This is a genomic window from Streptomyces sp. RLA123, assembly GCF_056270165.1.
This window is the reverse complement of record NZ_JBWDOR010000003.1, coordinates 1,040,682-1,066,586: the sequence shown is the minus strand read 5'-3', so window position 1 is coordinate 1,066,586 and position 25,905 is coordinate 1,040,682. Positions and strand designations below refer to the sequence as shown.

Annotated in this window: 26 protein-coding genes; 16 read left to right on the top strand and 10 right to left on the bottom strand. The window is 72.6% G+C overall.

Translation table 11 applies throughout. The features are described from left to right. Window positions 1-31 precede the first annotated feature (31 nt). Window positions 32-847, top strand: a complete 816-nt coding sequence (locus RV983_RS04910; protein ID WP_475984531.1) for an SAM-dependent methyltransferase — start codon at window positions 32-34, stop codon at window positions 845-847. Continuing rightward, on the top strand, window positions 844-3,006 hold the full coding sequence (locus tag RV983_RS04905) for a putative bifunctional diguanylate cyclase/phosphodiesterase (RefSeq protein ID WP_475984530.1): 2,163 nt from the start codon (window positions 844-846) through the stop codon (window positions 3,004-3,006). Before RV983_RS04910 ends, RV983_RS04905 begins: the two co-directional genes overlap by 4 nt. Before the next feature lie 82 nt (window positions 3,007-3,088). Here the strand turns inward: RV983_RS04905 and RV983_RS04900 are convergent, their stop codons facing one another. Beyond that, a complete protein-coding gene (locus RV983_RS04900; protein WP_475984529.1) occupies window positions 3,089-3,928 on the bottom strand; it encodes an alpha/beta fold hydrolase in 840 nt (279 codons plus the stop codon). A gap of 138 nt (window positions 3,929-4,066) precedes the next feature. Between RV983_RS04900 and RV983_RS04895 the strand changes: the two genes are divergently transcribed. The 5 genes from RV983_RS04895 (at window position 4,067) to RV983_RS04875 (ending at window position 7,804) form a co-directional block, all read left to right on the top strand. Further along, window positions 4,067-5,413, top strand: coding sequence for an aminotransferase-like domain-containing protein (locus RV983_RS04895; protein WP_475984528.1), 1,347 nt, complete (start codon window positions 4,067-4,069; stop codon window positions 5,411-5,413). A gap of 135 nt (window positions 5,414-5,548) precedes the next feature. Further along, a complete protein-coding gene (locus RV983_RS04890; RefSeq protein WP_475984527.1) occupies window positions 5,549-5,932 on the top strand; it encodes a hypothetical protein in 384 nt (127 codons plus the stop codon). After that, entirely contained in the window at window positions 5,929-6,840 is a 912-nt protein-coding gene (locus tag RV983_RS04885; protein WP_475984526.1) for a transcriptional regulator, read from the top strand. The genes RV983_RS04890 and RV983_RS04885 overlap by 4 nt, the downstream gene beginning before the upstream one ends. A gap of 80 nt (window positions 6,841-6,920) precedes the next feature. Next, entirely contained in the window at window positions 6,921-7,313 is a 393-nt protein-coding gene (locus tag RV983_RS04880) for a roadblock/LC7 domain-containing protein (RefSeq protein ID WP_319658275.1), read from the top strand. Window positions 7,314-7,429: 116 nt separating this feature from the next. Then, window positions 7,430-7,804 carry a hypothetical protein gene (locus tag RV983_RS04875; protein WP_319658277.1) on the top strand — a complete coding sequence of 125 codons (375 nt, stop codon included), beginning with the start codon at window positions 7,430-7,432 and terminating at the stop codon, window positions 7,802-7,804. Between the two features lie 89 nt (window positions 7,805-7,893). Here the strand turns inward: RV983_RS04875 and RV983_RS04870 are convergent, their stop codons facing one another. Beyond that, the gene (locus tag RV983_RS04870; protein WP_475984525.1) at window positions 7,894-8,331 is read right to left on the bottom strand and encodes a hypothetical protein; all 438 of its coding nucleotides are present in this window, start codon (window positions 8,329-8,331) and stop codon (window positions 7,894-7,896) included. Window positions 8,332-8,678: 347 nt separating this feature from the next. On the opposite strand from RV983_RS04870, the gene RV983_RS04865 reads away from it, so the two are divergent. Beyond that, complete coding sequence (locus RV983_RS04865; protein ID WP_475984524.1) at window positions 8,679-9,857, top strand: acyl-CoA dehydrogenase family protein; 1,179 nt, start codon at window positions 8,679-8,681, stop codon at window positions 9,855-9,857. Window positions 9,858-9,927: 70 nt separating this feature from the next. On the opposite strand, the gene RV983_RS04860 is transcribed toward RV983_RS04865, so the two are convergent. Next, window positions 9,928-10,401 (bottom strand): hypothetical protein, encoded by a 474-nt coding sequence (locus RV983_RS04860; protein WP_475984523.1) that lies wholly within the window; start codon window positions 10,399-10,401, stop codon window positions 9,928-9,930. Between the two features lie 227 nt (window positions 10,402-10,628). Beyond that, the gene (locus RV983_RS04855) at window positions 10,629-11,681 is read right to left on the bottom strand and encodes a LacI family DNA-binding transcriptional regulator (protein WP_475984522.1); all 1,053 of its coding nucleotides are present in this window, start codon (window positions 11,679-11,681) and stop codon (window positions 10,629-10,631) included. 149 nt (window positions 11,682-11,830) lie between these two features. On the opposite strand from RV983_RS04855, the gene RV983_RS04850 reads away from it, so the two are divergent. The 7 genes from RV983_RS04850 to RV983_RS04820 all read left to right on the top strand — a co-directional run bounded on the left by RV983_RS04850 (window position 11,831) and on the right by RV983_RS04820 (window position 20,751). Continuing rightward, window positions 11,831-13,135 (top strand): ABC transporter substrate-binding protein, encoded by a 1,305-nt coding sequence (locus tag RV983_RS04850; protein WP_475990220.1) that lies wholly within the window; start codon window positions 11,831-11,833, stop codon window positions 13,133-13,135. A gap of 16 nt (window positions 13,136-13,151) precedes the next feature. Further along, the gene (locus tag RV983_RS04845; protein WP_475984521.1) at window positions 13,152-14,081 is read left to right on the top strand and encodes a carbohydrate ABC transporter permease; all 930 of its coding nucleotides are present in this window, start codon (window positions 13,152-13,154) and stop codon (window positions 14,079-14,081) included. Continuing rightward, window positions 14,081-14,899: a carbohydrate ABC transporter permease gene (locus tag RV983_RS04840; RefSeq protein ID WP_475984520.1), complete on the top strand. Its 819-nt coding sequence runs from the start codon at window positions 14,081-14,083 to the stop codon at window positions 14,897-14,899. The genes RV983_RS04845 and RV983_RS04840 overlap by 1 nt, the downstream gene beginning before the upstream one ends. Further along, window positions 14,896-17,244: a beta-xylosidase/alpha-l-arabinosidase gene (locus tag RV983_RS04835; protein ID WP_475984519.1), complete on the top strand. Its 2,349-nt coding sequence runs from the start codon at window positions 14,896-14,898 to the stop codon at window positions 17,242-17,244. The genes RV983_RS04840 and RV983_RS04835 overlap by 4 nt, the downstream gene beginning before the upstream one ends. Beyond that, window positions 17,241-18,860, top strand: coding sequence for a glycoside hydrolase family 43 protein (locus RV983_RS04830; RefSeq protein WP_475984518.1), 1,620 nt, complete (start codon window positions 17,241-17,243; stop codon window positions 18,858-18,860). Before RV983_RS04835 ends, RV983_RS04830 begins: the two co-directional genes overlap by 4 nt. 19 nt (window positions 18,861-18,879) lie before the next feature. Further along, window positions 18,880-19,851, top strand: coding sequence for an acetylxylan esterase (locus RV983_RS04825; protein WP_475984517.1), 972 nt, complete (start codon window positions 18,880-18,882; stop codon window positions 19,849-19,851). Between the two features lie 123 nt (window positions 19,852-19,974). After that, the gene (locus tag RV983_RS04820; RefSeq protein WP_475984516.1) at window positions 19,975-20,751 is read left to right on the top strand and encodes a hypothetical protein; all 777 of its coding nucleotides are present in this window, start codon (window positions 19,975-19,977) and stop codon (window positions 20,749-20,751) included. A 171-nt stretch (window positions 20,752-20,922) separates the two neighbouring features. Here the strand turns inward: RV983_RS04820 and RV983_RS04815 are convergent, their stop codons facing one another. Both RV983_RS04815 and RV983_RS04810 read right to left on the bottom strand, forming a co-directional pair. Continuing rightward, entirely contained in the window at window positions 20,923-21,588 is a 666-nt protein-coding gene (locus RV983_RS04815) for an SRPBCC domain-containing protein (protein WP_475984515.1), read from the bottom strand. Next, window positions 21,585-21,752 carry a hypothetical protein gene (locus RV983_RS04810; RefSeq protein ID WP_475984514.1) on the bottom strand — a complete coding sequence of 56 codons (168 nt, stop codon included), beginning with the start codon at window positions 21,750-21,752 and terminating at the stop codon, window positions 21,585-21,587. Before RV983_RS04810 ends, RV983_RS04815 begins: the two co-directional genes overlap by 4 nt. 205 nt (window positions 21,753-21,957) lie before the next feature. Here RV983_RS04810 and RV983_RS04805 point away from each other — a divergent pair, with 205 nt between their 5' ends. After that, window positions 21,958-22,899: an anti-sigma factor RsbA family regulatory protein gene (locus RV983_RS04805; protein WP_475984513.1), complete on the top strand. Its 942-nt coding sequence runs from the start codon at window positions 21,958-21,960 to the stop codon at window positions 22,897-22,899. Window positions 22,900-22,977: 78 nt separating this feature from the next. Here the strand turns inward: RV983_RS04805 and RV983_RS04800 are convergent, their stop codons facing one another. The 4 genes from RV983_RS04800 to RV983_RS04785 form a co-directional block, all read right to left on the bottom strand. Then, window positions 22,978-23,112 carry a CsbD family protein gene (locus RV983_RS04800; RefSeq protein WP_319658357.1) on the bottom strand — a complete coding sequence of 45 codons (135 nt, stop codon included), beginning with the start codon at window positions 23,110-23,112 and terminating at the stop codon, window positions 22,978-22,980. After that, complete coding sequence (locus tag RV983_RS04795) at window positions 23,066-24,025, bottom strand: ribonuclease BN (protein ID WP_475984512.1); 960 nt, start codon at window positions 24,023-24,025, stop codon at window positions 23,066-23,068. The genes RV983_RS04800 and RV983_RS04795 overlap by 47 nt, the downstream gene beginning before the upstream one ends. Window positions 24,026-24,040: 15 nt before the next feature. After that, on the bottom strand, window positions 24,041-24,517 hold the full coding sequence (locus RV983_RS04790) for a hypothetical protein (RefSeq protein WP_475984511.1): 477 nt from the start codon (window positions 24,515-24,517) through the stop codon (window positions 24,041-24,043). A 153-nt stretch (window positions 24,518-24,670) separates the two neighbouring features. Further along, the gene (locus tag RV983_RS04785) at window positions 24,671-25,897 is read right to left on the bottom strand and encodes a carboxylate-amine ligase (RefSeq protein ID WP_475984510.1); all 1,227 of its coding nucleotides are present in this window, start codon (window positions 25,895-25,897) and stop codon (window positions 24,671-24,673) included. Between the last annotated feature and the right edge of the window lie 8 nt (window positions 25,898-25,905).

Genomic DNA, 25,905 nt, shown 5'->3' with positions numbered 1-25,905 from the left:
GTGCCCTGATCCCGACGAGCTGGAGTCGTTGATGGAGCGTCCCGCCTGGGCCCCCCACGGCATCGACCTGTCCGTGCCGAGCGTGTCCCGCATCTACGACTACTACCTGGGCGGCTCGCACAACTTCGAGGTCGACCGGGAGGCCGGGCGGCGGGCGATCGAGGCCTTCCCGGGCCTGCCCAAGATCATGCAGGCCAACCGGGCCCTGATGCGCAGGGCCGTGCGCTTCGCGGTGGACGAGGGCATCACCCAGTTCCTCGACATCGGTTCCGGCATCCCCACCTTCGGCAACGTCCACGAGGTCGCCCAAGCCGCGAACCCCGCCTCCCGCGTGGTGTATGTCGACCACGACCCGGTCGCGGTCGCCCACAGCCGCGCGGTGCTGGACGGCCACGAGAACGCCGTGATCGTCGCCGCCGACCTGCGCTCCCCGCGCGACATCCTGGACAGCGAGGAGACCGGCCGGCTGCTGGACCTCGACCGCCCGGTGGCCCTGCTGCTGGTCGCCGTCCTGCACTTCATCGAGGACGCCGACGACCCCGCCAAGGCCGTCGCCGAACTGCGCGACGCGCTCGCCCCGGGCAGCCTGCTCGTTCTCACCCATGCCTCCGTGGAAGGCGGCCCGCGCCGGCCCGAGGAGGGCGAGCGGGTGGAGAACGTCTACCGCCGTGCCAGTTCACCGCTGATCATGCGCTCGCGGGACGCGGTGGAGGCGTTCTTCGACGGGTTCGAACTCGTCGAACCGGGCCTGGTCTCGCCGCCGCTGTGGCGCCCGGACGGCTCGGACGACGACGAACTCGATCCGGTCGTCTTCAGCGGGTTCGCGGGCGTCGGCCGCAAGGCGTGACCGTGACCACGGAATGCGACCCCGACCCCGAACCGGAGCCCGCCGACAGCCTGCGGCGCTTCGCGATCATCTGGAGCCGGGCGATCTACCCGGCCACCGCCACCTCCATGACCCGCGGCGAGTTCGAGGAGTACCTGCTCCCGCTCGCCGCGCGGCTGGAGGCGGCCCTGCACGCCCAGCCCTTCGACCCGCGCGCCGGCGCGGAGATCGGCTCAGCGCTGGTGGCCGCGCACTGCACCGACCCCGAGGCGCTGCCCCGCATCCTCGGCGTCGTGGACGCCTACCTGCTGCTGTACTCCCCGCTGGACCCGGCCCTGCCGACGGACGAGGGCCGTACCCGCTCCGGCCGGCTCCAGCACTGGATCGCCTACGGGTACGCGGGCGCGCTGCGGGAACGGACCAGGACCGAGCAGGAGGCCCTGTCCCGGGCCGCGCTCGCCGCCCGCACCGCCGTCGAACAGGCCCTGCACGAGAGCGAGGTGCGGTTCCGAGCCATCTTCCAGGGTGCCTCCATAGGTATCGGCATCGCCGACATGGAGGGCCGGATCCTCGACGTCAACGACGCCCTCACCGCCATGTTCGGCGGCCTGGAGCGCCGCATCCTCAGCAGGAACGTCTACGACTGGGTGCACCCGGAGGACGCCCCCGAGGTCTGGGAGATGCAGCGCCAGCTCAACCGGGGCGAACGCGACCGCTACAGCGTGGAGAAGGCGTACTACCGCCCCGACGGCACCGCCCTGTGGACCAATCTGACGGTCTCCCTGCTCCGCGACCACGCGGACGTCCCGCAGTACATGCTGGCGCTGATGGAGGACATCACCGAGGAGCGCCTGCTCAGCGAGCGGCTGCGGTACGAGGCCACGCACGACGCGCTCACCGGGCTGGCCAACCGGAACCTGTTCTTCGAACGCCTCGAGCAGGTGCTCGGCGGCCCCGAGGGCTCCCGCGTCGGGGTCTGCTACCTGGACCTCGACGGCTTCAAGGACGTCAACGACAGCCTCGGCCACGCGGTCGGCGACCGGCTGCTGGTGGCCGTCGCCGAGCGGCTGAAGGCCTGCGTCACCTCGGCCGACCAGCTCGTCGCCCGGATCGGCGGTGACGAGTTCGCCGCGCTCGTCGTCAACCCGGCGAGCCGTACGGACGTCACCGGCCTCGCCGGCCTCATCCTCGCCGCGCTCTCCGACCCCGTCCGGATCGACGACCGCGAACTGTCCGTGCGGTGCAGCATCGGCATTGTGGAGGGCCAGGCCGGCAGCATCGGCCCGGCCGAGGTGCTGCGCAGCGCCGACATCACCATGTACCGCGCCAAGGCCGCCGGCGGGAACCGCTTCGAGCTCGCCGATCCCGACTCCGACGCCCGCGCCATCACCCGGCACGGGCTCACCAACCAGCTGCCCATCGCCCTGGAACGCGGCGAGTTCTTCATCGAGTACCAGCCCCTGGTCCGGCTCGCCGACGGCAGCGTGCGCGGTGCCGAGGCCCTGGTGCGCTGGTGCCACCCGGTGCACGGGGTGCTCGGTCCCGACCGGTTCATCGCGCTGGCGGAGAGCACCGGGCTGATCGTGCCGCTCGGTCACTGGGTGCTCCAGCAGGCCGCGTGGCAGGCCCGTGACTGGCAGTTCCCGCGCAGCGACGGCCACCCGCTGCGCATCAACGTCAACCTGTCCCCGGCGCAGCTCGGCCATCACGGACTGGTCCCGGAGACCCTCGCCGTCATCAAGGACGCGGGGCTGGAGCCGGCCGCCCTGTGCCTGGAGGTCACCGAGAGCGCCTTCATCGGCGCCGACGAGGAACTGCTGCGCCCGCTCCGGGAGTTCGCCGACCTCGGCATGGCCATCGCGCTGGACGACTTCGGCACCGGCTACTCCAACCTGGCGTCGCTGCGCCGGCTGCCGATCACCGCGTTGAAGCTGGACCGCTCCTTCACGCGCGGCATGCAGCAGCACCCGGCGGACCCGGTCGACCTGAAGATCGTGGAGGTCATCGTCGACCTCGCCCACACGCTCGGACTGTCGGTGACCGTCGAGGGCGTCGAGACCGGCACCCAGGCGGAGTACCTGCGGGCCCTGGGCTGCGACACCGCCCAGGGCTGGTACTACGCCCGGCCGGGCCCGCCCGACCGGCTCCACTCGCTCTCGCTCGTGGACGCGACGGCCTGAGCGTCGGGGCGGCCGGGCCCGCGCGCGACGCCGACAGCGCCGAACCTGTCGCAACGCGTCGCGGGCCGGGGCGGATTCGCTCCTATTCGTCCAACCCGTCGAGAAATTCCCGCAGTACGCCCTCGAAGACCTCGGGCCGTTCCAGGTTGGGCAGATGCCCGGCACCCTCCACCACCGCCAGCCGCGACCCGGCCACAGCGCGGTGCATGGCCTCGGCCTCGGCGACGGGGGTGAACACGTCGTCCCGGCCGACGACGATCAGGGTGGGCACGCGGACGGCGGCGAGCACGGGGCCGTAGTCCGGGCGCCGGGCGCGCCCGCGCAGCGCGGCGGCGGCGCCCTCGGGGGAGGTACCGCGCATCATCCGCAGCACATGGGCGGCCACGTCGGGCCGCCCGGTGACGTTGTACGGTGCGATCATCCGGTCCAGCACCTCGTCGGCCCAGCCCGCCATGCCCTCGCCGAGCAGACGCCCGGCCATCGCCTCGCGGGCCCTCCTGCCGTCCTCGGTGTCGGCGCCGGGGAAGGTGTCGGCGAGGACGAGCGCGGCGACCCGCCCGGGGAAGCGCCGCTGGAACTCCATCACGATCTGGCCGCCCATCGACAGCCCGCCGAGCACCACCCGGGCGACGCCCAGATGGTCCAGCAGGGCGGCGAGGTCCTGCGCGAAGGTGCCGAGCGGCGTGATCCCCGGGACGACCTCGCTGGCTCCGTAGCCGCGCAGGTCGGGGGCGATCACCCGGCGCCCGGACGCGGCGACCGATGCCACCTGGGGCGCCCACATGGAGCGGTCGAAGGGGTGGCCGTGGACGAGCAGCAGGGGGAGGGGAGCCGTGCCGCCGTCCCTCTCCCCGCCCCCGTTCCCGTCCGCGCCCTCGTCGTCGTACGCGACGGTGATGCCGTTGACCCGCGTGGTCGCCACGAGCCTTCCCCCTTTCCCCGAAAATCCCCAAACGCCCCACGGTGTCGGGGTGTTGTTCGTGATGCTAGGTGCCCTCTCCGGCTCGGTGCAATAAGATCTTTGCTCTCGGTGCAATATGGGCTTCGCTCTGGAGGGGACATGCCGACGGAGGACTACCGCGCGGTCGCCGACGCCGTGGCGGCCGACATCGCCGCGGGACGGCTGCGCCCCGGCGACCGGCTCGCGCCGCAGCGCGTCTTCGCGCGGCAGCGCGGCATCGCCAACTCCACGGCCATCCGCGTCTACGCCGAACTCGCGCGCCGTGGCCTGGCCGTCGGCGAGGTGGGCCGCGGCACCTTCGTCCGAGCCGCGGCGCCGGCGGCGGGCCCCGCGCTCGCCGAGCCCGCGCGGCAGCGTGTCGATCTGGAGCTCAACTACCCGGTCACGGAAGGGCAGGCGGAACTGCTGGCCGCCGGCCTCGCCCCGCTGCTGCGCCCGGACGTCCTCGGGGCGGCCCTGCGTCCGCTCACCGCCGACGGGACCCCGGCGGGGCGGGAGGCGGTCGCCGCGCTGCTGTCCGGTCCGGCATGGCGCCCGGACCCGCGCCGCCTGCTGTTCGCCGGCAACGGCCGCCAGGCCATCGCCGCCGCCGTCGCCGCCCTGGTCCCGCCGGGCGGCCGGCTCGGCGTCGAGCCGCTGACGTACCCTGTGATCGCCTCCGTCGCGGCGCGACGGGGAGTCAGCCTCGTCCCCGTTCCGTGCGACGAGGACGGCATCCGGCCCGACGCGCTCGCCGAACTCCACGCCGGAGCCCCGCTGCACGCCCTCTACCTGCAGCCCACCCTCCACAACCCGCTCGGCGTCACCATGTCCGGCGCCCGCCGCGCCGAACTGGCCCGCACACTGGGCCGGCTGGGCCTGCACGCGGTGGAGGACGCCGTCTGGGCCTTCCTGCGGCCGGACGCGCCGCCCCCGCTCGCCGCGTACGCGCCCGGGCACGTGATCCTCACCGACAGCCTCTCCAAGCGGCTCGCGCCCGGACTCACCGTGGGCTTCGCCCTCGCCCCCGAGGCGCTCGCCGCGCCGGTCGCCGCCGCGCTGCGCTCCGCCGGCAGCCTCGCCACGGGCTTCGCCCTGGAAGCCGCCACGCGCTGGATCGGCGACGGGACGCTGGAGGCCGTGGTGGCGGCCAAACGGCGCGACGCGGCCGCCCGTGCGGGCCTGGCCGCCGAGCGGCTGGCCGGCTTCGCCGTGTCCGCCGACCCCCACGCCTACTTCTGCTGGTTGCGGTTGCCCGGACAGTGGCGGGCCGACACCTTCGTCGCCGCGGCCGCCCGGCACGGCATCGCCGTCACCCCCGCCGCCGCCTTCGCCGCCGGGCGCGGGAGCGCCCCGCACGCCGTGCGCATCGGCCTCGCCTCACCGTCTACGCAGGTCCTGGGGCATGCGCTGGACACGCTCGCGGTGATCGCCAAGGGGACGCCTGAAGACAATTCCGCCGAGTGAGCGCAAGCGGTTCGGAATCCTAGCGAGTCCGTCGCACGTGCCAACGGAAAATGCCGTAACTCACCTGATTCGCGTACGGCTTGAGTAACGTTCCGTGCTGTTCCGTATACCAGACGTGGCGGCGAAGGGGTGCGCGTGCCCGGCATCGACGAATGCCTTTCCGAGGCGTTGGCCATACCCGGCGTGCTCGGGGCGAGTGTGGTCGACTGGAGCAGCGGCCTGATCCTCGGGGCGGTCGGGCAGGAACCGGGACACGGCCACGAGTCCGCGGCCGCGGACACCACGGAGGCCGCCCGGGCGGTCGTGGAGGGCGCCACCTTCACGGCGAAGGAACCGGGGCGCATCCCGGTGGAGGACATCATCATCACCGCGCCGGGGAGCTATCACCTGATCCGCTTCCTGGACACGTCCTTCGACAGCGACGTCATCCTGTACATCTGGCTGGACCGGGCGATCGCCAACCTGGCCGTCGCCCGGATCGGGCTCCAGTCCATCGCCGACCGGCTGGTGCTCGTATGACCGGGGCCGAGGCCGCGCGGCCTCCGCTCGCGCTGCGTTCGCTGCCCCGCCGGACGCCCTCCCGGGGCGTCCCGGCTCCCGCCCCCGTCGCCGGCGGCCCCGGCCGGTTCGGGGCGTACGCCTTCGGCGCCGCGCTCGCCCGGCTCGCCGACGCCGGCGCCAGCGGGGCGCTGTACGGATCGGCGGGCGCGGTCTACCTGCGCGACGGTGCCGTCGTGCACGCCGAGAGCCCGTGCGCCCCGGACCTCGGGGTGCGGCTGATGGCGTGCGGCCGCCTGACTCCCGACCAGTGGCGTGAGGCGGTCACCACCGCGGACGTCGGCCGCGGCGTGGGCCGGCACCTGGTGGACACCGGCCGGGTGGCCCGCGGTGAACTCGAACTGTGCCATCTGCTGGCGCTGTTCGACGCCGCGTACTTCACCCTGCTGCCCGACTCGGAGCCCGACCGGTTCCAGCCGGGCGCCACCTCGCGGCTCGGCCCGATCTCCCGGCCGGTCCCGGCGCAGCGGATCGCCCAGGAGGCACAGCGCCGGCGCACCCAGCTGGAGCGCGCCTGGCCGTGGGACGACACCGACGCGGGTCCCGTCGTCCCACGTCCCGGCGAGGAGTTCCGCGGCGGGCGGGCCCGCGCCCCCACCCGAGGCCAGTTGGCCGTGCTCGCGGCGGCGGACGGCCGCCGCACGCCGGTCCAGATCGCGTGGCATCTGGGCCGCTCCGCCTTCGCCACGCTGCTGGACGTCCGGCGGCTCGCCGCCGGGGGCCGGATCGCCACCGCGGCCCGGGCCGAGCCGTCCGCACCCGCCCCACCCCCGGCGGTCGGCGGGCCGCAGCCCGCGGCACCGATGTCCACGGATCCCTCCGTCGCCCTCTTGCTCCGACTACGTGCCGCCCTGGAGGCCCGCCTGTGAGCGCCCTGCCGACCCGCCCGGCGCCTGCCGACCGACCGTGGAGGAAGGCTCTGCGGCAGCTCGCCGGAAGGAGACAGCTCGTGGCACTCGAAGCCGATGTGCTGGCCGAACTCCGGAGTCTGCGGACGAGGGTGCCGCACCTGACGGGCGGGCTCGTCGCCAGCGCCGACGGCCTGGTCGTGGCGCACGACCTCAGCGGGCCGGAACCGGAGGGCGTCGCCGCGCTCACCGCAGCGGCGCTGGGCGTGGCGGCCAGGATCACCGAGGCGACGGAGCGAGGCGCTTTCCGGGAGCTCATCGTCCGGGGGGACAGCGGATATGTCGCGGCGTACGCGGCAGGCAGCGCGATGGCCCTCGCCCTCGTCGCGGGCCCCGGCTCGAACGTGGGCCGGCTGCACCTGGAAGCCCGCCGATCCAGTCGACGGATCGAGGATCTCGTCGACCTCGCGCTCCAACGTCAGGAGCGGAAATGACCGTACGACCACCTTCACCAGCTGACAAGCCGTCGGGCACCGGACGCGGCCGCGCCGCCACGGGTCCCAGGCATTCATCACGCAACAGCACTCAACGACAAGGAAGCGAGACCGTCATGGCCAACACCGAGACCGCGCTGAAGGATGTAATGACGTCGATCGAGGGCGTCCTGGGCGTCGCTCTCGTGGACTACGGCAGCGGCATGGCCCTGGGCACCCTCGGCGGTTCCAAGGACCTCGACCTGACCGTCGCGGCCGCCGGCAACACCGACGTCGTCCGCGCCAAGATGCGCACGATGGAGATGCTCAACCTCAAGGAGCACATCGAGGACATCCTGATCACGCTCAACACCCAGATCCACATGATCAGGCTGCTGACCGGGCGTTCGGGCAAGGGCCTCTTCCTCTACGTCGCGCTGGACAAGGACCGCGCGAACCTGGCGATGGCCCGCCACCAGCTCAAGCGCATCGAGGCCGACCTGGAGATCTGACCCGCCCGACCCGATCACCCGCGGCCGGTGACGGCCCGGCACACCAAGTGACGCCGCCGTGTGCCGGGCCGGTCCCCTGCGGAGGGGGATCAGCCCTTCGCCGAGGCCGAGGGGGCCGAGGCCCCCGGGTGGGAGGCGTGCCCCCCGTGGTGCTGCCCCTCCTCGACAGTGCCGCCGAGCTCCTTGCGGACCGGCTCCAGGGCGCTGGGGTCGGCCTCGACCACCCAGCGTTCGCCCACCAAATACGAACCGCCGTACGGCTGCGCCTCCTCCAGCCAGGCCTTCTGCCCCGCGGCACTGGCGAAGGTGACCATCACGTACGCTCCGCGCGCCGTCGTGCACGCTCCCTGGCGCAGCTCGTCGACGTCGGTCTGCACCTGCGGGGTGCAGCCGATCGCCCGGCCGATCCGTTCCAGTGCCACCGGGCCGCCCGGCGTTCCGGAGTCCTGGCCGCCACAGGCCGTCCCGAGCAGCGCCACCGCCACGGCGGCGGCCGCCCGCGGACCCCACGTACGGATCACGGACACCCGCATCACCCTTCCCCAGCTCTGTGCCGGCCGCACGGATCGCACAGCCGTCCACGCGCACCGCGCGCCCGCAGACGGTATCCCGGACCCCGCGGAACCCGTACGGCCTTGCGAAAGCCACGCCCCACGCACGTCCGATATGACAAAATCCGCCGCTCCCCCTTACAGGGCCGGGCAACCCGTGACGACGGCACCTCCGATCGGGCATACTCCATCGCGCCGAAGCCGCAGGTCGGACCATGCCGTGACCCGGCGGGAGACCATGGGCGGAGGGTACGTATACCGGTAGCGCCGCCACATCCTGAGCGGACGCCGCCGCCGCGCCCGACAGGGAGGAGAGCGCCGCCATGACCCACGACGGCCCCCAGCCGGTGGAACGCCAACTGCCCACCGAGGAGGCCCGCGACCTGCTCACGCTCGTGCGTGAGCTGGCCCAGCGGGAGATCAGGCCCAAGGCGGCCGGGGAAGAGGACGCGGGGATCTTCCCGCGTGACACCTTCCGCCTGATCGGCGAGGCGGGCCTGCTCGGCCTGCCCTACCCGGAGGAGTACGGCGGCGGAGGCCAGCCGTACGAGGTGTACCTCCAAGTGCTCGAGGAACTGGCCGCCGCCCGGCTCACGGTCGGCCTCGGCGTCAGCGTGCACACCCTGGCCAGCCACGCGGTCGCCCACTTCGGCGCCAAGGAGCAGCGCGCCGAGTACCTGCCCGCGATGCTGGGGGGTTCGCTGCTGGGCGCCTACGGTCTGTCCGAGCCGGCCGCCGGATCCGACGCGGCCGCCCTGCGCACCCGGGCCACCCGGGTGGACGAGGGGTGGCGCCTCGACGGCACGAAGGCGTGGATCACCCACGGCGGCGTCGCCGACTTCTACACCGTGCTCGCCCGCAGCGGCGTCGACGGCCCGCGCGGCATCACCGCATACCTCGTCCCGGGGGACGCCGAGGGCCTGTCGGCGGCGCCGCCGGAGAAGAAGATGGGCATGAAGGGCTCGCCCACCGCCCAGCTGCACCTCGACCAGGTCACCGTTCCCGACACCCGCCGGATCGGCGAGGAGGGACAGGGCTTCACGATCGCGCTGGCCGCCCTGGACTCCGGGCGCCTCGGCATCGCCGCGTGCGCGATCGGCGTCGCGCAGGCGGCCCTTGACGAGGCGCTCGCCTACGGCATGACCCGGCAGCAGTTCGGCCGGCCCGTGGTGGACTTCCAGGGCCTGCGCTTCATGCTCGCCGACATGGCGACCCGGATCGAGGCCGGCCGGGCCCTGTACCTCGCGGCGGCCCGGCTGCGCGACGCCGGCCGGCCGTTCTCCCGGCAGGCAGCCATGGCCAAGCTGTTCTGCACCGACACCGCGATGCAGGTGACCACGGACGCGGTCCAGCTGCTCGGCGGCTACGGCTACACCGCCGACTTCCCCGTCGAGCGGTACATGCGCGAGGCCAAGGTCCTGCAGATCGTCGAGGGCACCAACCAGATCCAGCGGATGGTCATCGCCCGCAGCCTCGCCGGGCCGGAGAGCAAGGCCCCGTAGCCGGGTCCGCGTGTTGCCCCGGTGCCGTGCCGCTCCTCAACAGGCGGCGCGGCACCGCGGCTGCGCGAGGTCAGGCGGCGCGCTGGAACGGCACCCGGATCGGCTGCGACCCCGGGCCCCCGACGTGGGAGAAGGGCTGCGTACGCCAGTCGAGGCCGTCCGGCAGCGTGAGCAGCTGCCCCCAGTCCTGGTCGTCGGCCGCGTCCTCCCCGTCGGCCGGCGTCGCGTCCGCGGCGGGCCGGCCCGAGCCGGGGCAGACCGTCAGCCCGAAGGGATTCCACGGCGAGGAGCACAGCGCGTGCTCCGGCAGCACGTCCTCGTCGGCGAGCAGGGCGATCGGCCGGGCACAGTCGGGGCAGTGCACGCGGAAGATCTCGTAGGCCTCGTCGTCGAAGGCGTCGAAGGCGTCATCCGTGGAGTCCGGAGCGGCGTCGGAGTCGGAGTCGTCCGCAGTCAGGAGCACGAGCACCTCAGTGCGTTCGTGCTCCTCCCCGAGCGCGGCTGTCGTGCCTTCGCCGCGGCTGTGTCGTGCGTGGGTACGCATGGGTGCATCTCCCCCTCAGAAGAACGCCCATCAGTGGGGCCGGCCAGGGCTCTCGGCCGCGGCCATAGCGAGCATTTCCCGCCACCCGGGCGTGGTAATCACCGCCACTCCGACGACCGTTGACATCGGGTGTGGCCTTCGTCACACGATGCGCCCGGAGGGCCTTCCGTGCCCACTGCGGCGCTGCCGTGCGCCCGCTGTGCGCCCTCCCCGCGGCCACCGCCCGCTCAGCCGCCCTCCGGACCTGTGGTGTCCCGGGGCGGGGCGGTGCTCTTCCTGACGACCAGTCGGACACCGAGTTCCACGCGCATGGTGCCGAGATCCCCTGCGTCCCCGGAGTGGGCCATGCGCAGCAGCATCTGCGTCGCCTCCTCGGCCATTTCGAGCAGCGGCTGATTGACGGTGGTGAGCGCCGGGCTCGCCCACTGCGCCAGCGGGATGTCGTCGTACCCGACGACGGACAGGTCGCGGGGCACCTGGAGCCCCTTGACCCGGGCGGCCTCCAGGACGCCGAGCGCCTGCAGGTCGCTGCCCGCGAAGATCGCGGTCGGCGGGTCGGGCCGCTCCAGCAGCTCGAACGCGCCGTCGTGGCCGCCCTGCACATGGAAGTCCCCGTACTGGATGAGTCCGGGGTCGACGGTGAGCCCGGCCATGCTCATGGCCGAGCGGAAGCCGTCGAGGCGGGCGAGGGAGCAGAGCATGTCGTCCGGGCCGGTGATGATCCCGATGCGACGGTGCCCGAGCTCGATCAGGTGCCGGGTGGCGGCCACCCCGCCGGCCCAGTTGGCCGAGCCCACGGAGGGCACGTCGGGCTCCGGGTCGCCGGCCGGGTCGATGATGACGAAGTTGATGGCCCGCGACCGGAGTTTGCGCTTCAGGTCGTCCGGGAGCGTGGAGAACACCAGGACGACGCCGAGCGGCCGGCGGCGCAGCACCCCCTCGATCCACTCCGGGCCGGGGGCGTGCCGGGTGCCGCTCTCGGTGAGTACCACGCTCATGGTGCGGCTCTTGGCGACGTTCTCCACGCCGCGGATGAGCTCCATCGCCCAGATGCTCTCGAGTTCGTGGAAGACGATCTCGATCAGCCGGGACTCGGGCTGGGTGGGCGCCGGACGCTGGTAGCCGTTGGCCTCCAGCAGCCGTTCCACCTTGCTCCGGGTCGGGGCGGCGACATCGGGACGGCCGTTGAGGACTTTCGAAACTGTCGAAAGTGACACGCCGGCTTTCGACGCCACGTCGGCCAGAGTGATCCGGCCGCCCTCGATCTCATCTTCATGCATGGCGCACAGGATAGAGCACCGGTCCCACCACCGTTCGATAACGGTTTGGTCGCGGGGATTCCACCCTGTTGACCCCGGGCTGAGGGAAGCCTACGGTCCGTCGTCAGGCGAATTTCGGCAATGTAGCCGAAACTTTCGAGAGGTCGATGATGAAGAAGCGTGCGTGGTTTCCCCGTGCCGTCGCCGGCGGCGCGGCACTGGCACTGGGCCTGACCCTGACGGCCTGCGGTGGTGACGACTCCTCCGCGGGCGGCGGCTCCGGGACGATTCACGTCCTGGTGTACGGCGACTCCGCGAACAAGGTGGAGAGGGCGCTCGTCGCCGAGTTCAACAAGACCTCGAAGGTCAAGGCGGTCCTCGACACGATCCCCGGTGCGGACTACCAGCAGAAGCTGCAGACCGTCATCAACACCAAGCAGGCCCCCGACGTCTTCTTCAACTGGGGTGGCGGCAGCATCCAGCCGTTCGTCAAGGCCGGTCTGCTGCTCCCGCTCGACGACTTCATCCAGAAGGACCCGGGCCTGAAGGACAACTTCCTGCCCTCGGTCTTCAACACCGCGGTGATCGACGGCAAGGCCTACGGCGTGCCGATGCGCGGCACCCAGCCGGTGCTGATGTTCAACAACAAGAAGGTCCTCGCCGACGCCGGCGTCCAGCCGCCCAAGACCTGGGACGAGCTCGTCGACGCGGTCAAGAAGCTCAAGGCCAAGGGCGTCACCCCGATCGCGCTCGGCGGCGGCGACAGGTGGCCGACCCTGATGTGGTTCGAGTACCTCTACGACCGCGTCGCGGGCCCGGAGCTGTTCTCGAAGGCGCTCAGCGGCGACAAGAGCGCCTGGGAGGGCGAGGACAGCAAGAAGGCGCTGAGCATGCTCAAGGAGCTCATCGACGCCGGCGCCTTCGGCACCAACTACGACTCGGTGAAGTTCACCGACGGCGGCTCGCCCCAGCTCCTCGCTTCCGGCAAGGCCGGCTTCGAGCTCATGGGCTCGTGGGAGTACTCCACGCAGCAGGACGCCAGCCCGGACTTCGTCAAGAACGACTTCGGCTACGCCAGCTTCCCGACGATCCCCGGCGGCAAGGGCGACCCGGCGAACGTCGTCGGCAACACCAACAACTTCTACTCGGTGCTGAAGAAGACCGAGCACCCGGAAGCGGCCGCGGAGTTCCTCAAGCTCATGTACTCCGACGACTTCGTCAAGCAGCAACTGGCGATCGGCAACCTGCCGACCACCACGAACACCGCCAAGTTCCTCGACACGACCGACCACCCCGACTACCTGAAGTACCAGTTCGACCTGGTCCAGAAGGCGCCCTCGTTCCAGCTGTCGTGGGACCAGGCCTACCCGCCGGCGGCCGGCACGCCGATCCAGCAGGCCGTGCAGCAGTTCTTCAACGGCCAGCTCGACGCCGACGGTTTCATCAAGGCCATGCAGGCCCTGCCCGCCTCCTGAAAGCGACGTCCCCCGCATGGCTTCCCTCGCCGCCACCGTGACGGGCAAGCGACAGACCCAGCGCCCGGCCGGCCGCACCGTCGGCCGGCCGGGCCTGGCCTGGGCGCTCCCCGCCACCGTGTTCTTCGCCCTGTTCGCCCTCGTTCCCCTGGTGATGGTCGCGGTGCTGTCCTTCACCGCCTGGAACGGCCTCGGCTCGCCGGAGTACGCCGGCTTCGACAACTGGGTCCGGCTCTTCCAGGACCCGGTGATGATCAAGAGCCTGTGGCTGAGCGTCCTGCTCACCGTGCTCGGCGTCGTTGTCCAGACCCCGCTGAGCATCCTGCTCGGGGTCTGGGCGGCGGGCCCCGAGCGCAACCGGGCCGTGCTGTCCGCGATCTTCTTCGTGCCGCTGCTGCTGTCGGCCACCGCGGTCTCGGTGCTCTGGCGGGCCCTGCTCGACCCGAACTTCGGCGTGCCCTCGCAGGCGCGCTGGCTGTTCGGCGACGGCAATCTCTTCGGCACGCAGACCGCCGCCATCGGGGTACTGGTCTTCGTCAGCACCTGGCAGTTCACGCCGTTCCACGCCCTGATCTACCAGGGTGCCGCCCGGGCCATCCCGCAGGTGCTCTACCAGGCCGCGGAGATCGACGGGGCGGGCACCGTACGGAAGTTCTTCCACATCACGCTGCCGCAGCTGCGCAACTCGATCATCACCTCGGTGATCCTGATGGTCGTCGGCGGTCTCACCACCTTCGACACCGTGCTGATCCTCACCCAGGGCGGCCCCGGCACCGACACCACCATCAGCGCCTACTACATGTACGACAAGGCCTTCAAGGGATTCGACTTCGGCGCGGGCGCGGCCATCGCGCTGATGCTCGTCGTCGTCGCCACCGTGATCTCGCTCGTCGTGGTCAAGGTCTCCGGCTACGACAAGATGGCCGGCACCAAGGAAGGGCTCTGATGAGGCGCCGCCCCAACTACCTCGCGGGCCTCGGCGCCCTGGTGTGGCTCGGACTGGTCGGCCTGCCGCTGTACGTGATGCTCGGCGCGACCGTGCAGTCGCGCTCGGCGTACAGCGCCAACGGCCCGCTGTCCTTCCCCAAGTCCTTCACCCTGGACAACTACGTCCAGGACTTCACCAACGGCTTCGGCCAGTACTTCCTCAACACCGTGGTCGTCACCGTCAGCGTCGTCGCCATCGTGGTGCTGCTCGTGCCGCCGCTGGCGTTCACGATCGTCCGCAACCGGGGACGCGGCACCTCCGGGGTGTTCCGGCTCTTCCTGCTCGGCCTGGCCATCCCCGCCCAGGCGGTGATCGTCCCGATGTTCTACGTCATCAGCAAGGCCGGGCTCTACGACAACCTCCTCGGCGTCATCCTGCCCACGGCCGCCTTCTGCCTGCCGGTCTGCACGCTGATCCTCACCGGAACCATGCGCGACATCACCACCGAACTCTTCGAGGCGATGGCCGTGGACGGCGCCTCCGTGAGCCGCACCTTCTTCCAGCTGGTGGTGCCGCTGTCCAAGAGCGGGCTGTCGACGATCGTCGTCTTCGCCGCGCTCCAGGCCTGGAACGGCTTCCTCTTCCCCCTGGTGCTCACCCAGTCCGAGGAGACCAAGGTGATCACGCTCGGCCTGTACAACTTCCGGACCCAGTACGGCATCAACATCCCCGGCCTGCTGGCCGCCGTGGTCCTGTCGACCATCCCCGTCCTGCTCGTCTACCTGTTCGCCCGCCGTGCCCTCGTCCAAGGGCTGATGGGTGTCGGAGGAAAGTGAACGACAACGTGACCGCCGACTCCCGCGTCGAAGTGCTGATCCGCGACATGACCCTGGACGAGAAGATCGCCCAGCTGTACGGCGTCTGGGTCGGCGCATCCAACGAGGGCGCCGAAGTCGCCCCGCACCAGCACGACATGGACCAGCCCCCGAGCCTCGACGACCTCCTGCCGTCGGGACTCGGCCAGCTCACCCGGCCCTTCGGTACCGCCCCCGTCGACCCCGCCCTCGGCGCGCTGTCCCTGATGCGCACCCAGGAGCGGATCGCCGCCGCCAACCGCTTCGGCATCCCCGCCATGGCACATGAGGAGTGCCTCGCCGGCTTCGCCGCCTGGGGCGCCACCACCTATCCCGTACCGCTGTCGTGGGGCGCCTCCTTCGACCCCGACCTCGTCCGGGTCATGGCCGCCGCCATCGGCCGCGACATGCGCTCGGTCGGCATCCACCAGGGGCTGGCCCCCGTCCTGGACGTCGTGCGCGACGCCCGGTGGGGCCGCGTGGAGGAGACCATCGGCGAGGACCCGTACCTGGTGGGCACCATCGCCACCGCGTACATCCAGGGACTGGAGTCGGCCGGCATCGTCGCCACCCTGAAGCACTTCGCCGGCTACTCGGCCTCCCGCGCCGGACGCAACCTCGCGCCGGTGAGCATGGGACCGCGCGAGCGCGCCGACGTTGTCCTGCCGCCGTTCGAGATGGCGGTCCGCGAGAGTGGCGTCCGCTCGGTGATGCACGCCTACACCGACACCGACGGCGTGCCCTCGGCCGCCGACGAGGAACTGCTGACCGGACTGCTCCGCGACACCTGGGGCTTCGACGGCACCGTGGTCGCCGACTACTTCGGCATCGCCTTCCTCAAGACCCTGCACGGCGTCGCCGCCGACTGGGCCGATGCCGCCGGCACCGCGCTCACCGCCGGCGTCGACATCGAGCTGCCGACCGTCAAGACCTTCGGGGAGCCGCTGCGCGAGGCCGTCGCCGCCGGCCGGATCGACGAGAAGCTGATCGACCGGGCGCTGCGCCGGGTCCTGGCGCAGAAGGCGGAACTGGGCCTGCTCGACCCCGAGTGGAGCCCTGTGCCGCCCGCCCTCGCCGGGGCCGACCTCACCGACCCGGAGAGCCTGCGCGGCACCGTCGACCTGGACTCCGCGGCCCATCGCGAGCTGTCCCGCCGGCTCGCCGAGCGGTCGGTGATCCTGCTGAGCAACGACGGCACCCTGCCGCTGGACCGGCCCGCCAGGATCGCGCTCGTCGGACCCCAGGCCGAGACCCCGGCCGCCGTCCTCGGCTGCTACTCCTTCCCCGTCCACGTCGGATCGCAGCACCCGGGCACCCCGGCCGGCATCGACCTGCCGACGCTGCGCCAGGCCCTCGTCGCGGAGTTCCCCGGCGCCGAGATCGTCACCGTCGCCGGCTGCGGCGTCGACGATGCCGACACCAAGGGCTTCGCGGCGGCCGTGCGCGCGGCGCGGGACGCGGACGTCGTCATCGCCGCGCTCGGCGACCGGGCCGGCCTCTTCGGACGCGGCACCAGCGGCGAGGGCTGCGACGCGGAGTCGCTCACCCTCCCCGGAGTGCAGCAGCAACTCCTCGACGCCCTTCTCGACTCGGGCACCCCCGTGGTGCTCACCCTGCTCGCCGGGCGGCCCTACGCCCTGGGCCGGGCCGCCACCGAGGCCGCCGCGATCGTGCAGTCCTTCTTCCCGGGGCAGGAGGGCACCCCGGCGCTCGCCGGCGTCCTCGGCGGGCGGATCGCTCCCTCCGGGCGCCTGCCGGTCAGTGTGCCCGCGCACCCTGCCGTGCAGCCGTCCACCTATCTGGCCGCACCGCTCGCCCGCGCCAGCGAGGTCTCCAACATCGACCCGGCCGCCGCGTTCGCGTTCGGCCACGGGCTGACGTACACGGCCTTCGAATGGGGCGATCTCGACGTCGCGGGCGCCGGCCCGGACGGCCGCGCCGTCACCGGTACCGACGGCGAGGTCGATGTGTCCTTCACCGTCCGCAACACCGGTGCCCGGGCGGGCAGCGAGGTCGTCCAGGTCTATCTGCACGACCCGGTCGCCTCGGTCGTGCAGCCCGTGCAGCGGCTCGTCGGGTACCTGCGGGTCCCGCTGGAGGCGGGCGAGGTCTCCAGGGTCCGGGTGACCGTGCCCGCCGACGTGGCGGCGTTCACCGGCCGCGACGGCCGGCGCGTCGTGGAGCCGGGCGGGCTGGAACTGCGGCTGGCCGCCTCCAGCGCCGACGTCCGGCTCACGGTGCCGGCCGAACTCACCGGCCCGGCACGGCAGGTGGACCACACCCGCAGGCTGCACGCCCGGGTCACCGCCGCCGGGGCCGGCGCGTGAATCCGTCCGACGGTACGGGGGCGGCGGACGCGCACCGCGCGTCCGCCGCCCCCGTTCTGCCGGGCTGCCACCCCGACCCGAGCATCTGCCGGGTCGGCGACGACCACTACCTGATCACCTCGACCTTCGAGTACTTCCCCGGCATCCCCGTCTTCCACAGCCGCGATCTGCTGCACTGGCGGCCGGTCGGACACGTCCTGGACCGCCCCTCGCAGGTGGACCTCGGCTCGGTCGCGTCGTCCGAGGGGATCTTCGCCGCGACGATCCGCCACCACGAAGGCCGCTTCTGGGTCATCACCACCCTGGTCGGCGGCACCGGCGGGACCGGCCGGACCGGTACCTTCGTCGTCACGTCCACCGACCCCGCGGGTCCGTGGAGCGACCCGGTGTGGCTCGACGACGCCCCCGGTATCGATCCCTCCCTCTTCTTCGACGACGACGGCCGCGCCTGGTGCACGGGGACACGGCTCGCCGAATCGGGGGAGTGGGACGGCCAGACCGACGTCTGGCTGCGGGAGTTCGACCCCACCGCGCTCGCCCTCACCGGCCCCGAGCACCTGCTGTGGCGCGGCGCCCTGCACGGCGCGGTGTGGGCGGAGGGGCCCCATCTCTACAAGGCCGACGGCCGCTACTACCTGCTCGCCGCGGAGGGCGGCACCGAGCACGGGCACGCCGTCAGCGTCGCCCGCGCCGACCACGTCACGGGGCCCTGGACGGGCAACCCCGCCAACCCGGTGTTCACCCACCGGCACTTGGGCCGCGACTTCCCCGTCGTCGGCGTCGGCCACGCCGACCTCGTGCACACCGCCGCGGGGGAGTGGTGGGCGGTGCTCCTCGGCAGCCGCCCCTACGGGGGTTACCACCCCAACCTCGGACGGGAGACCTTCCTCGTCCCCGTGGTGTGGGAGGACGGCTGGCCGGTCTTCGCGCCGGGCGTCGGCACCACCCTCGGACCCTTCCCGCGGCCGGGGACCGCCGGCCCCGCCGGCGAGCCGTACCGGGAACCGGTCCGCGACCACTTCGACGACCCCGTGCCGCGCCTGTCCTGGAACCAGGTCCGCACCGGCGAGCCGTTCTGGTCGCTGACCGCCCGGCCCGGCTTCCTGCGGCTGCCGCTCGGTCCGGCAACGCTCGCCGACACCGCCACGCCCTGCTTCCTCGGACGGCGGCAGCAGCACCAAAGCGTCAGCGTCTCGGCGCTGTTCGACGTGGAGCCGCAGACGCCCGGGGAGTGGGCGGGACTGGCCGTCCGGCAGTCCGAGGCCGACCACCTCGTGCTGGCCGTCGCGGGCGACGGCCGCGGCGGGCGCCGTGTCCTCGCCGCCCTCCGCGAGCACGGCGTGCAACGGATCGTCGCCGAGGCACCCCTGCCCGCCGGCCCGGTGGTCCTGCGCATCCACGCGGAAGGCCAGCGCTACGGGCTGCGGTACGCCCCGGCGGGCGGCCCCGAGCCGCGGGAGACCGAACTGACCGCCGTGGACGGCGGCTTCCTCAGCTCGCCGCGCGCCGGGGGCTTCCTCGGCGTGTGGCTCGGCCCCTACGCCACCGCGCACGGCGCCGCGTCGGCCACCGTCGCCGACATCGACTGGTTCGACTACCGGCCCCTCACTCCCTGACCACCCTGGAGCCGCACCCTTGTTCACCGACCTGCCCGAGCCGGAACTGCGGGCCCACCGCAGTACCCAGACCGCCCCGGACGACTTCGACGACTTCTGGGACGCCACGCTCGCGGCGGCGCGCGCCGCCGCGGCACCCGGCGCCGTCACGGTCGAGCCGGTCGACACCGGCCTGCGCACCCTGCGCGTCTTCGACGTCACCTTCCCCGGGTTCGGCGGCGAGCCCGTACGGGCCTGGCTGCGGCTCCCGCACGGCGCCGAGGGCCCGCTGCCCGCGATCGTGACCTACGTCGGCTACGGCGGCGGCCGCGGACACGCCCTGGAGTCGCTGCTGTGGGCGTCCGCGGGCTTCGCCCACCTCCACATGGACACCCGTGGCCAGGGCTCCGGTTGGAGCCGCGGTGCGACCCCCGACTCCGGCCCGTCCGGCCCCCAGGCCCCCGGCATGATGACCCGCGGCATCGAGGACCCCCACCAGTACTACTATCGGCGGCTGTTCACGGACGCCGTGCGCGCCGTCGACGCGGTGCGCACGCTGCCCTCCGTCGACGCCGGCCGCGTGGCGGTCCTCGGAGCCAGCCAGGGCGGCGGCACGGCGCTCGCGGTCGCGGCCCTCGTCCCCGACGTCGCGGCCCTGGTCGCGCACGTGCCGTTCCTGTGCGACTTCCCGCGCGCCGTCGTCGTCACGGACGCCGACCCGTACCGCGAGATCGGCCGCTACCTCGCCGTGCACCGCGGCAGCGCCGCTCGCGTCCACCGCACCCTCGCCTACTTCGACGGCGTCAACTTCGCCGCCCGCGCCCGCGTCCCCGCCCGCTTCTCGGCGGCCCTGATGGACGAGATCACCCCGCCCTCGACGGTCTTCGCCGCGTACAACGCCTACGCGGGCCCCAAGGCCATCGACGTCTGGCCCTACAACGGCCACGAGGGCGGCGCCATCGACGACGACGAGGCGGCGCTCGCGTTCCTGCGCTCCCGGCTGGGGGCGTAGACCCCGCAATTACTGCTTTGACGCTGCTTGTTCGCCTTGCCGCACCGTCATTGGGCCCGGGCCGCGGTAGCTTCCTGAGGTCCGCAGCTGGCGAGCTGTAGTTCACTTCTTGAGGAGAAGCCGGTGGAAAGACAACCCATTTCTGGTCCGTTCACACCTGTCCTGCAGGTGCTGACGGGTCTCTTGGGCGCTCTGTCTTTTGGGACCGGGGTGCTCGCGGTCTTCGTGACGCAGAACGGGACCGGTGCAGCCGTGTTGCTGATATTCGGCGGCGTGCTGCTGGTGTTCGGGCTTCTCGGTAATCGCATCGAGAGCTTCGAGGTCGGAGGTGCCACCCTCAGGCTGCGCGCCGCGGCAGCGGAGAGACTGTGGTTGGCCGAAGAGTCAGAGCAACGCGGCGACACTACGGAGGCTGCGCAACTGCGCTCGGAAGCCCAGGCGTTGTTGGAGGCGGCCGGTCCCATTGCTGCCAATTACCGTTCCGTCCGAAGTTCGATGAACGCCGGCCGGGAGCGCACGCGTGCGATGGAAGATGTGATGAGTCAGGCTCGGCGACTTGCCGGGGAGCGGGAGTTCGAGCCCGCCCAGGTGCTCCGCTGGCTCCAGGAAGGAAGCGACGAGGAGCGCATCACGGCATTGGCCATGATGCAGGCCAGGCGGGAGCTGCGGAACTTTGACGCAGTACTTGGGGCCATCGAGGACTCGCACAGTGCGTTCGAGGAGTATCACGCGATGCGGCTGGCCAAGGAGATGGCCGACAACCTCGGCGCTGCACAGCTGCGGCGGCTCGCGGAAGTCATCAGGGCCGGGCAGAGGACGCGCCACGTCCGCGACAGCGATCGGTGGCGACTCGGCGAAGACATCCTTCGCCGCGCGGACGTACACGCAGACTTCCGTTGATGTGTTCCGCGCTGGCAACATCGTGCTTCCGCAGCGCGGGAGTCCGCTGAACCCCGTAGTCCGGCGACCATCGAGGAGCTTGGTTTCGAGTTGAATACCTGCCACGTGTGTGGATGTCCTCGCTGATCTTCGAGCCTGCGTCCCGGGGTGACCGTCGTGCGTGTGCGGCGGTCACCCCCGGACGACCCGTCCCACGGTGTGGCCGCGTCTAGCGCGGCTCCGCCAGCGTCTCGCCCGTCTCCAGCAGGGTCTTGAGGCCCGAGACGAGGGCGGGCCAGCCGTGCCGGACCATGTCGAGCACGGTGCCGCCGGGGTCGTGGCCTCGTGGACCACGGTCAGCGTGACCGTGTCGCCGAGCGGTTCGATCTCGAAGGTCACCTGGGAGCGCCGCTCCCGGACCAGTCGGGCCGGCACGTCCGCGTCCCCGCCGGCGTTCCCCGCCCATCGCGGGGTGAAGGTGCGCCAGGTGTACGACAGCCTCCGGTACGGCTCGGACTCCAGGACGACCTGCTCCGGATCGGCGGTGCGTGCGCCCTTCTCCTCCCAGACCATGGGCGACCCCGGCCGCCAAGCGGTCCCGAAGGCCACGCCCCAGTAGCGACGTGTGAAGGCCGGATCCGTCAGCGCCTGCCAGCGGCGTTCCGGCGTCGTGCGGATGTAGGTCGTGCGGACGAACGCGCTCTCGCTCATCGCCGGCAGCTCCAATGCCCTGTGCAGGTGCGCGAGAGTGCGGGCGCTCTCGCGGGCGTACTGGTCGATCCACCGCTCGGCGGCGGCGTTGACGGGGGCGGCGTCGAGGAAGCGCAGCTTCTCGCGGCCGCGGCGGGCTGTTGTCACCAGGTGCGCCGCCTCCAGGACGGCGAGGTGATCGCTGACCGACTGCCGGGCCATTCCAGCCCGGCGCACAGCTTCCGCAGGGTCTGCCCGCCGCGGGCGTTGAGGCTGTCGAGCAGCCTGCGCCGGCCGGCGTCCGCCAGTGCCTTGGAGATCGCGTCGTCCATGCCCCGCCGTCCAGAAAAGGCAGCCATTCGGCTGCCTGTCAGCGCGGGGCTCGGCCGTCCGCGCGAAAGGGGGAGGCCGTCCGGCCGGGCACGATGCCCACATCACGCCCCGCGCAGCCGTCGAGGGAGCCCGCGGACCCGGCTTGCCGCGCCCGCCGCGCGTGAGCGGTTGGTAGGGTCGCCGGGGGCGGCGAAAGGTGGCGAGGTGCGGAACGAGGCTTCCCACACCGGGCCGTTCGTGCATCCGGCGTTGTTCTACCGGAGTATGCGCGAGTACATGGAGGGCACGGTCCCCTTCGTGCTGGAGGGGCTGTACAGCGGCGAACCGGTCGCCGTCGCCGTGCCCGGTGCCCGACTGGAGCTGCTGCGGGCCCAGCTGGGAGCGCGGGCGGACCAGGTCCGCTGGCTCGACATGCAGCAGGCCGGCCGCAATCCGGGCCGCATCATCCCCGGCGTGCTCGGCGCCTTCGCCGACGAGCACCCGGGCGCCCGCGTCCGGATCGTCGGCGAGCCCGTCTGGCCGGGACGCTCCGCCACCGAGTACCCCGCCTGCGCCCAGCACGAGGCCCTGATCAACCTGGCCTTCGCCGGCCGCCCCGTGACGATCCTCTGCCCCTACGACGCCGCGCGCCTGGACACCACCGCGCTTGCCGACGCCCGTGCCACGCACCCTGTCATCGTCGACGGCGGACGCCTGTCGCGCAGCGCGACGTACGCGCCGGACCGCGTGGTCGCCGCGTACAACTGCCTCCCGCCCCCGCCGCCTGGCTCCGCCCCCGATCCCTTCGACGCGGAGCGCCTCACCGACGCCCGGCACGCCGCGACCGACCGGGCCCGCGGACTCGGTCTGACGGGGGAGCGGCTCGGCGACTTCTCGCTGGCCGCGGGGGAGCTGATCACCAACAGCGTGGTGCACGGGGGCGGTTCCGGGACCGTGGAGGTGTGGGCAGAGGACGGGGACGTGGTGTGCGAGGTCGCCGACGCCGGCCGACTGGACGACCCGCTCGCGGGGCGCCGCCCCGCGGTCCGCGGCCTGCCCAACGGGCGCGGACTGCTGTTGGTGCATCACCTCGCCGATCTGGTCCGCACACGGACCGGCGCGGACGGCACCAGCGTCCGCTTCTATCTGCGGACCGCCCGCGCGTAGCCTCCGGCGGCGGACGCGGGCCGGCGACGCGCCGTCGCGCGTCGCCGGCCCATGGCGCCGTACGGTCGCCGGGCCGCCTCACGGGTCGAGCGTGTCCTTCGACTTCTCGACGACCTGCTTCGCGTCACCCTTGACCTGGTCGGCCTTGCCCTTCATCTTCAGCCGGTCATTGCCGGTGGCCTTGCCCGCGGTCTCCTCGACCTGGCCTTTTATCTTCTGACCGGTGTTCTTGGTCTTCTTCTCGGCGCCCATGGGGGTCTCCTTCCGAGGCGTCGGCAGCTTCGTTCTCGTCCTTCGCCTGCCCTCCGGAATGAGGGGAAAACCTCTCATTCGGCCCGGATAGGTGCCGGCCCAGCAGACACGCCCCGAAGACGACGTACCCGACGCCGATCAGCCACGACTGGACGATCAGCACCGTGCCGACCGCGCCGTAGGAGACGGCGTTCGTCACGATCAGCGGGGAGAACACCAGCGACGAGAAGATCCGCAGGCCCACCAGGCCCGCCACGGTGAGGATGGCCCCCGGAAGCAGCACTCCCCAGCTGATCCGCCCGGCCAGCAGGAAGTGCTGCGCCCACCAGAAGAACAGGACGCCGAGCACGAGCGTCAGTGCCACCCGCACGACTGCGGCCGGCAGGCCCTCCCTCAGTACCGTGCCGCTCTGCGCCTCCGCGAACAGGTACGCGGTCAGCGCCACCAGCCACACCGCACGGCGCCACAACTGGTGCCACGGTGCCGGCGGCAGCTCCCAGATCCGCAGGTATCCCACTTCGACGGCGGCCGCGAAGGACAGACCGAACAGACCCAGCAGCACAAGGCTCAGCACGCTGGTACTGCTCAACACCCTGCGCGGCGCGGCGAAGAGCTTGCGCACCGCCTCCGACGGGGTCGGCGACAGCCCCATCCCGTCGACGATCCACTGCGCGAACCCGGCCTGCTGGAACGGTACGGCGGCCGCCACCACGATCAGCAGCGGCACCAGGGTCACCATGCCCAGCGCAGCGAATCCCATGGCCCGGTGCAGCAGTTCCAGTTCGCCGCCCTGGCGCATCACCCGGTGCCCCGTGGAGCGGCGCCATGCCCGGAGCGGATGCCGCAGCGTCCACCACACCCCGGGTCGGGCCATCACACACCTCGGCGATCAGCGGAAGGCGGCGACGGCCGCGTGGCGACGCACGACCTCCACCGTGTCGGCCTGCTCACGGGCCCGCTCCAGCAAGCCCTTCAGCTGTGCTTCGTCCAGGGCCCGGTGCGGCGTGAGGGACAGCAGCGTACGCCAGAGCAGCGTCTTGCCCTCGATGCCGAGCCGGAGCGTCTCCAGTTCGATCACCGTACTCAGCCCGGAACGGCGCGTCACGCGCCCGTTGAGCTTCAGCAGGCGGCCCTTCTCGGCGGCCCATCCGGCGTACACCTTGTGACGGTGCGCCGGCACGCCCAGGTCGTCCATCAGGCCGAGAAGGGCCTGCCGGTCCTCCGTGATCTCGTCGGCGACGCGGCTCAGCTCGCCGCCGTACGGCGAGGAGCGGTGGTGTTCGGCGAGATGGCGGGCGAGGTTCCTGCCCGCGGTCGAGCCCGCCAGATGGTCGTTCAGATAGATCCCCAGGACGTCCCGGCGCATGACGGGCCTCCCTTGCTCAGGTCCGCGCGAGGCGGACGTCGACGGCACGGCGGACCGCGCCCGGTCCGCGCGCTTCACCGGGGCCGTGCGGCACCTGCCGGCCGCGGCCCGGAGCCGGGGCATCGCACGTGCCCGGGGCGCGCCTGACGAGCCTCATGGGGAGCGGCTTTCCTCTCCGGCCCCGGACAAACCCGGCACCCGGCAGGCATGTGCCCGCAGGCCGGGCAAGGGCGCGCCCTCCGTCTGGGCGGCGAGCATGTCGACAGCCGCGGTGGGGCCGGACGGTGCGGTGGCACGGCGTTGGCGGGCAGCACCGGTGCCATGGCGGTGGAGGGCGCCGAGGGCGCCACGGACGAAGGGAAGGTCGCCGGTGGCTTCCAGGGCGGGCGCCAGGCGTGCCAGGAGACGGTCCAGCAGCGCACGGGCCGGGACGCGGGTCTCGTGCAGCGGGTCGACGGCGGGGCCCTCGAGGCCGAAGCGCGCCGCGGTCCACAGGGCGGCGGAGGCGAGCTGCGGAGGTACCGGAGGCGCTTCGCGCCCCGCCGCGAGGTCGGCGAGGGCGGTCGAGACCAGGGCCCGGGTGAGGGCCGCCTGCAGTGCCGTCTCCCACGTCGTGCCGAGCGCGTCGGCGACCCGGACCTCGACCGTCGGCAGATGGGGCGACGGCCGGGCGAGCCAGAAGGTCATCGCGGGGTCCACGAGGACGCCGCACTCGACGAGCCGCGCCACCTCCGCGTCGTGCTCGGCCGCGGAGCCGAACCGGGGCGGGATCCCCGACCCGGGGAAGCGCGCCTGGTCCATGACCCGCCAGCTCGCGTACCCCGAGTCCCGGCCCCGGTCCCAGGGGGAGTTCGCGGACAGGGCGAGCAGCGTGGGCAGCCACGGCCGCAGCCAGTTGACCACCGCGACCGCCGTCTCCGGGTCGGGCACCCCGACGTGCACATGGCAGCCGCAGGCCAGATATCCGGCGGCCTGGTGCTCGTAGAGCCGGGCGATCGCGGCGTAGCGCTCGCCGCCGCTCACGGGGGCCGTCCCGTCGAGCACGGGCAGGCCCGTCGACACCAGGCGACCGCCTTCGGCCCGGGCGGCGGCGGCCAGGGTGCGGCGCGCGGTGTCGAGCTGCCGGACCAGTTCCCGCAGGTCCGTCGTCACACCCGTGGCCGCCTCGATCTGCGCCGCGGACAGCTCCCGCTGGAGTACGGCGTCGGCTGCGGGCGGAGGCGTCCTCCGGGCCCGTTCGATCACCGCGCCGGCCAGGCCCGCGATCCGTCGGCTACCGGCGTCCACGAGCAGGAACTCCTCCTCGACCCCGAGGGTCCTGCCGGGCTCCGGAGCCGTCGCGGGGCGCGGCGGGGGCGCGTTCTCGTCGGGGGTGGTCATGGCCGTGC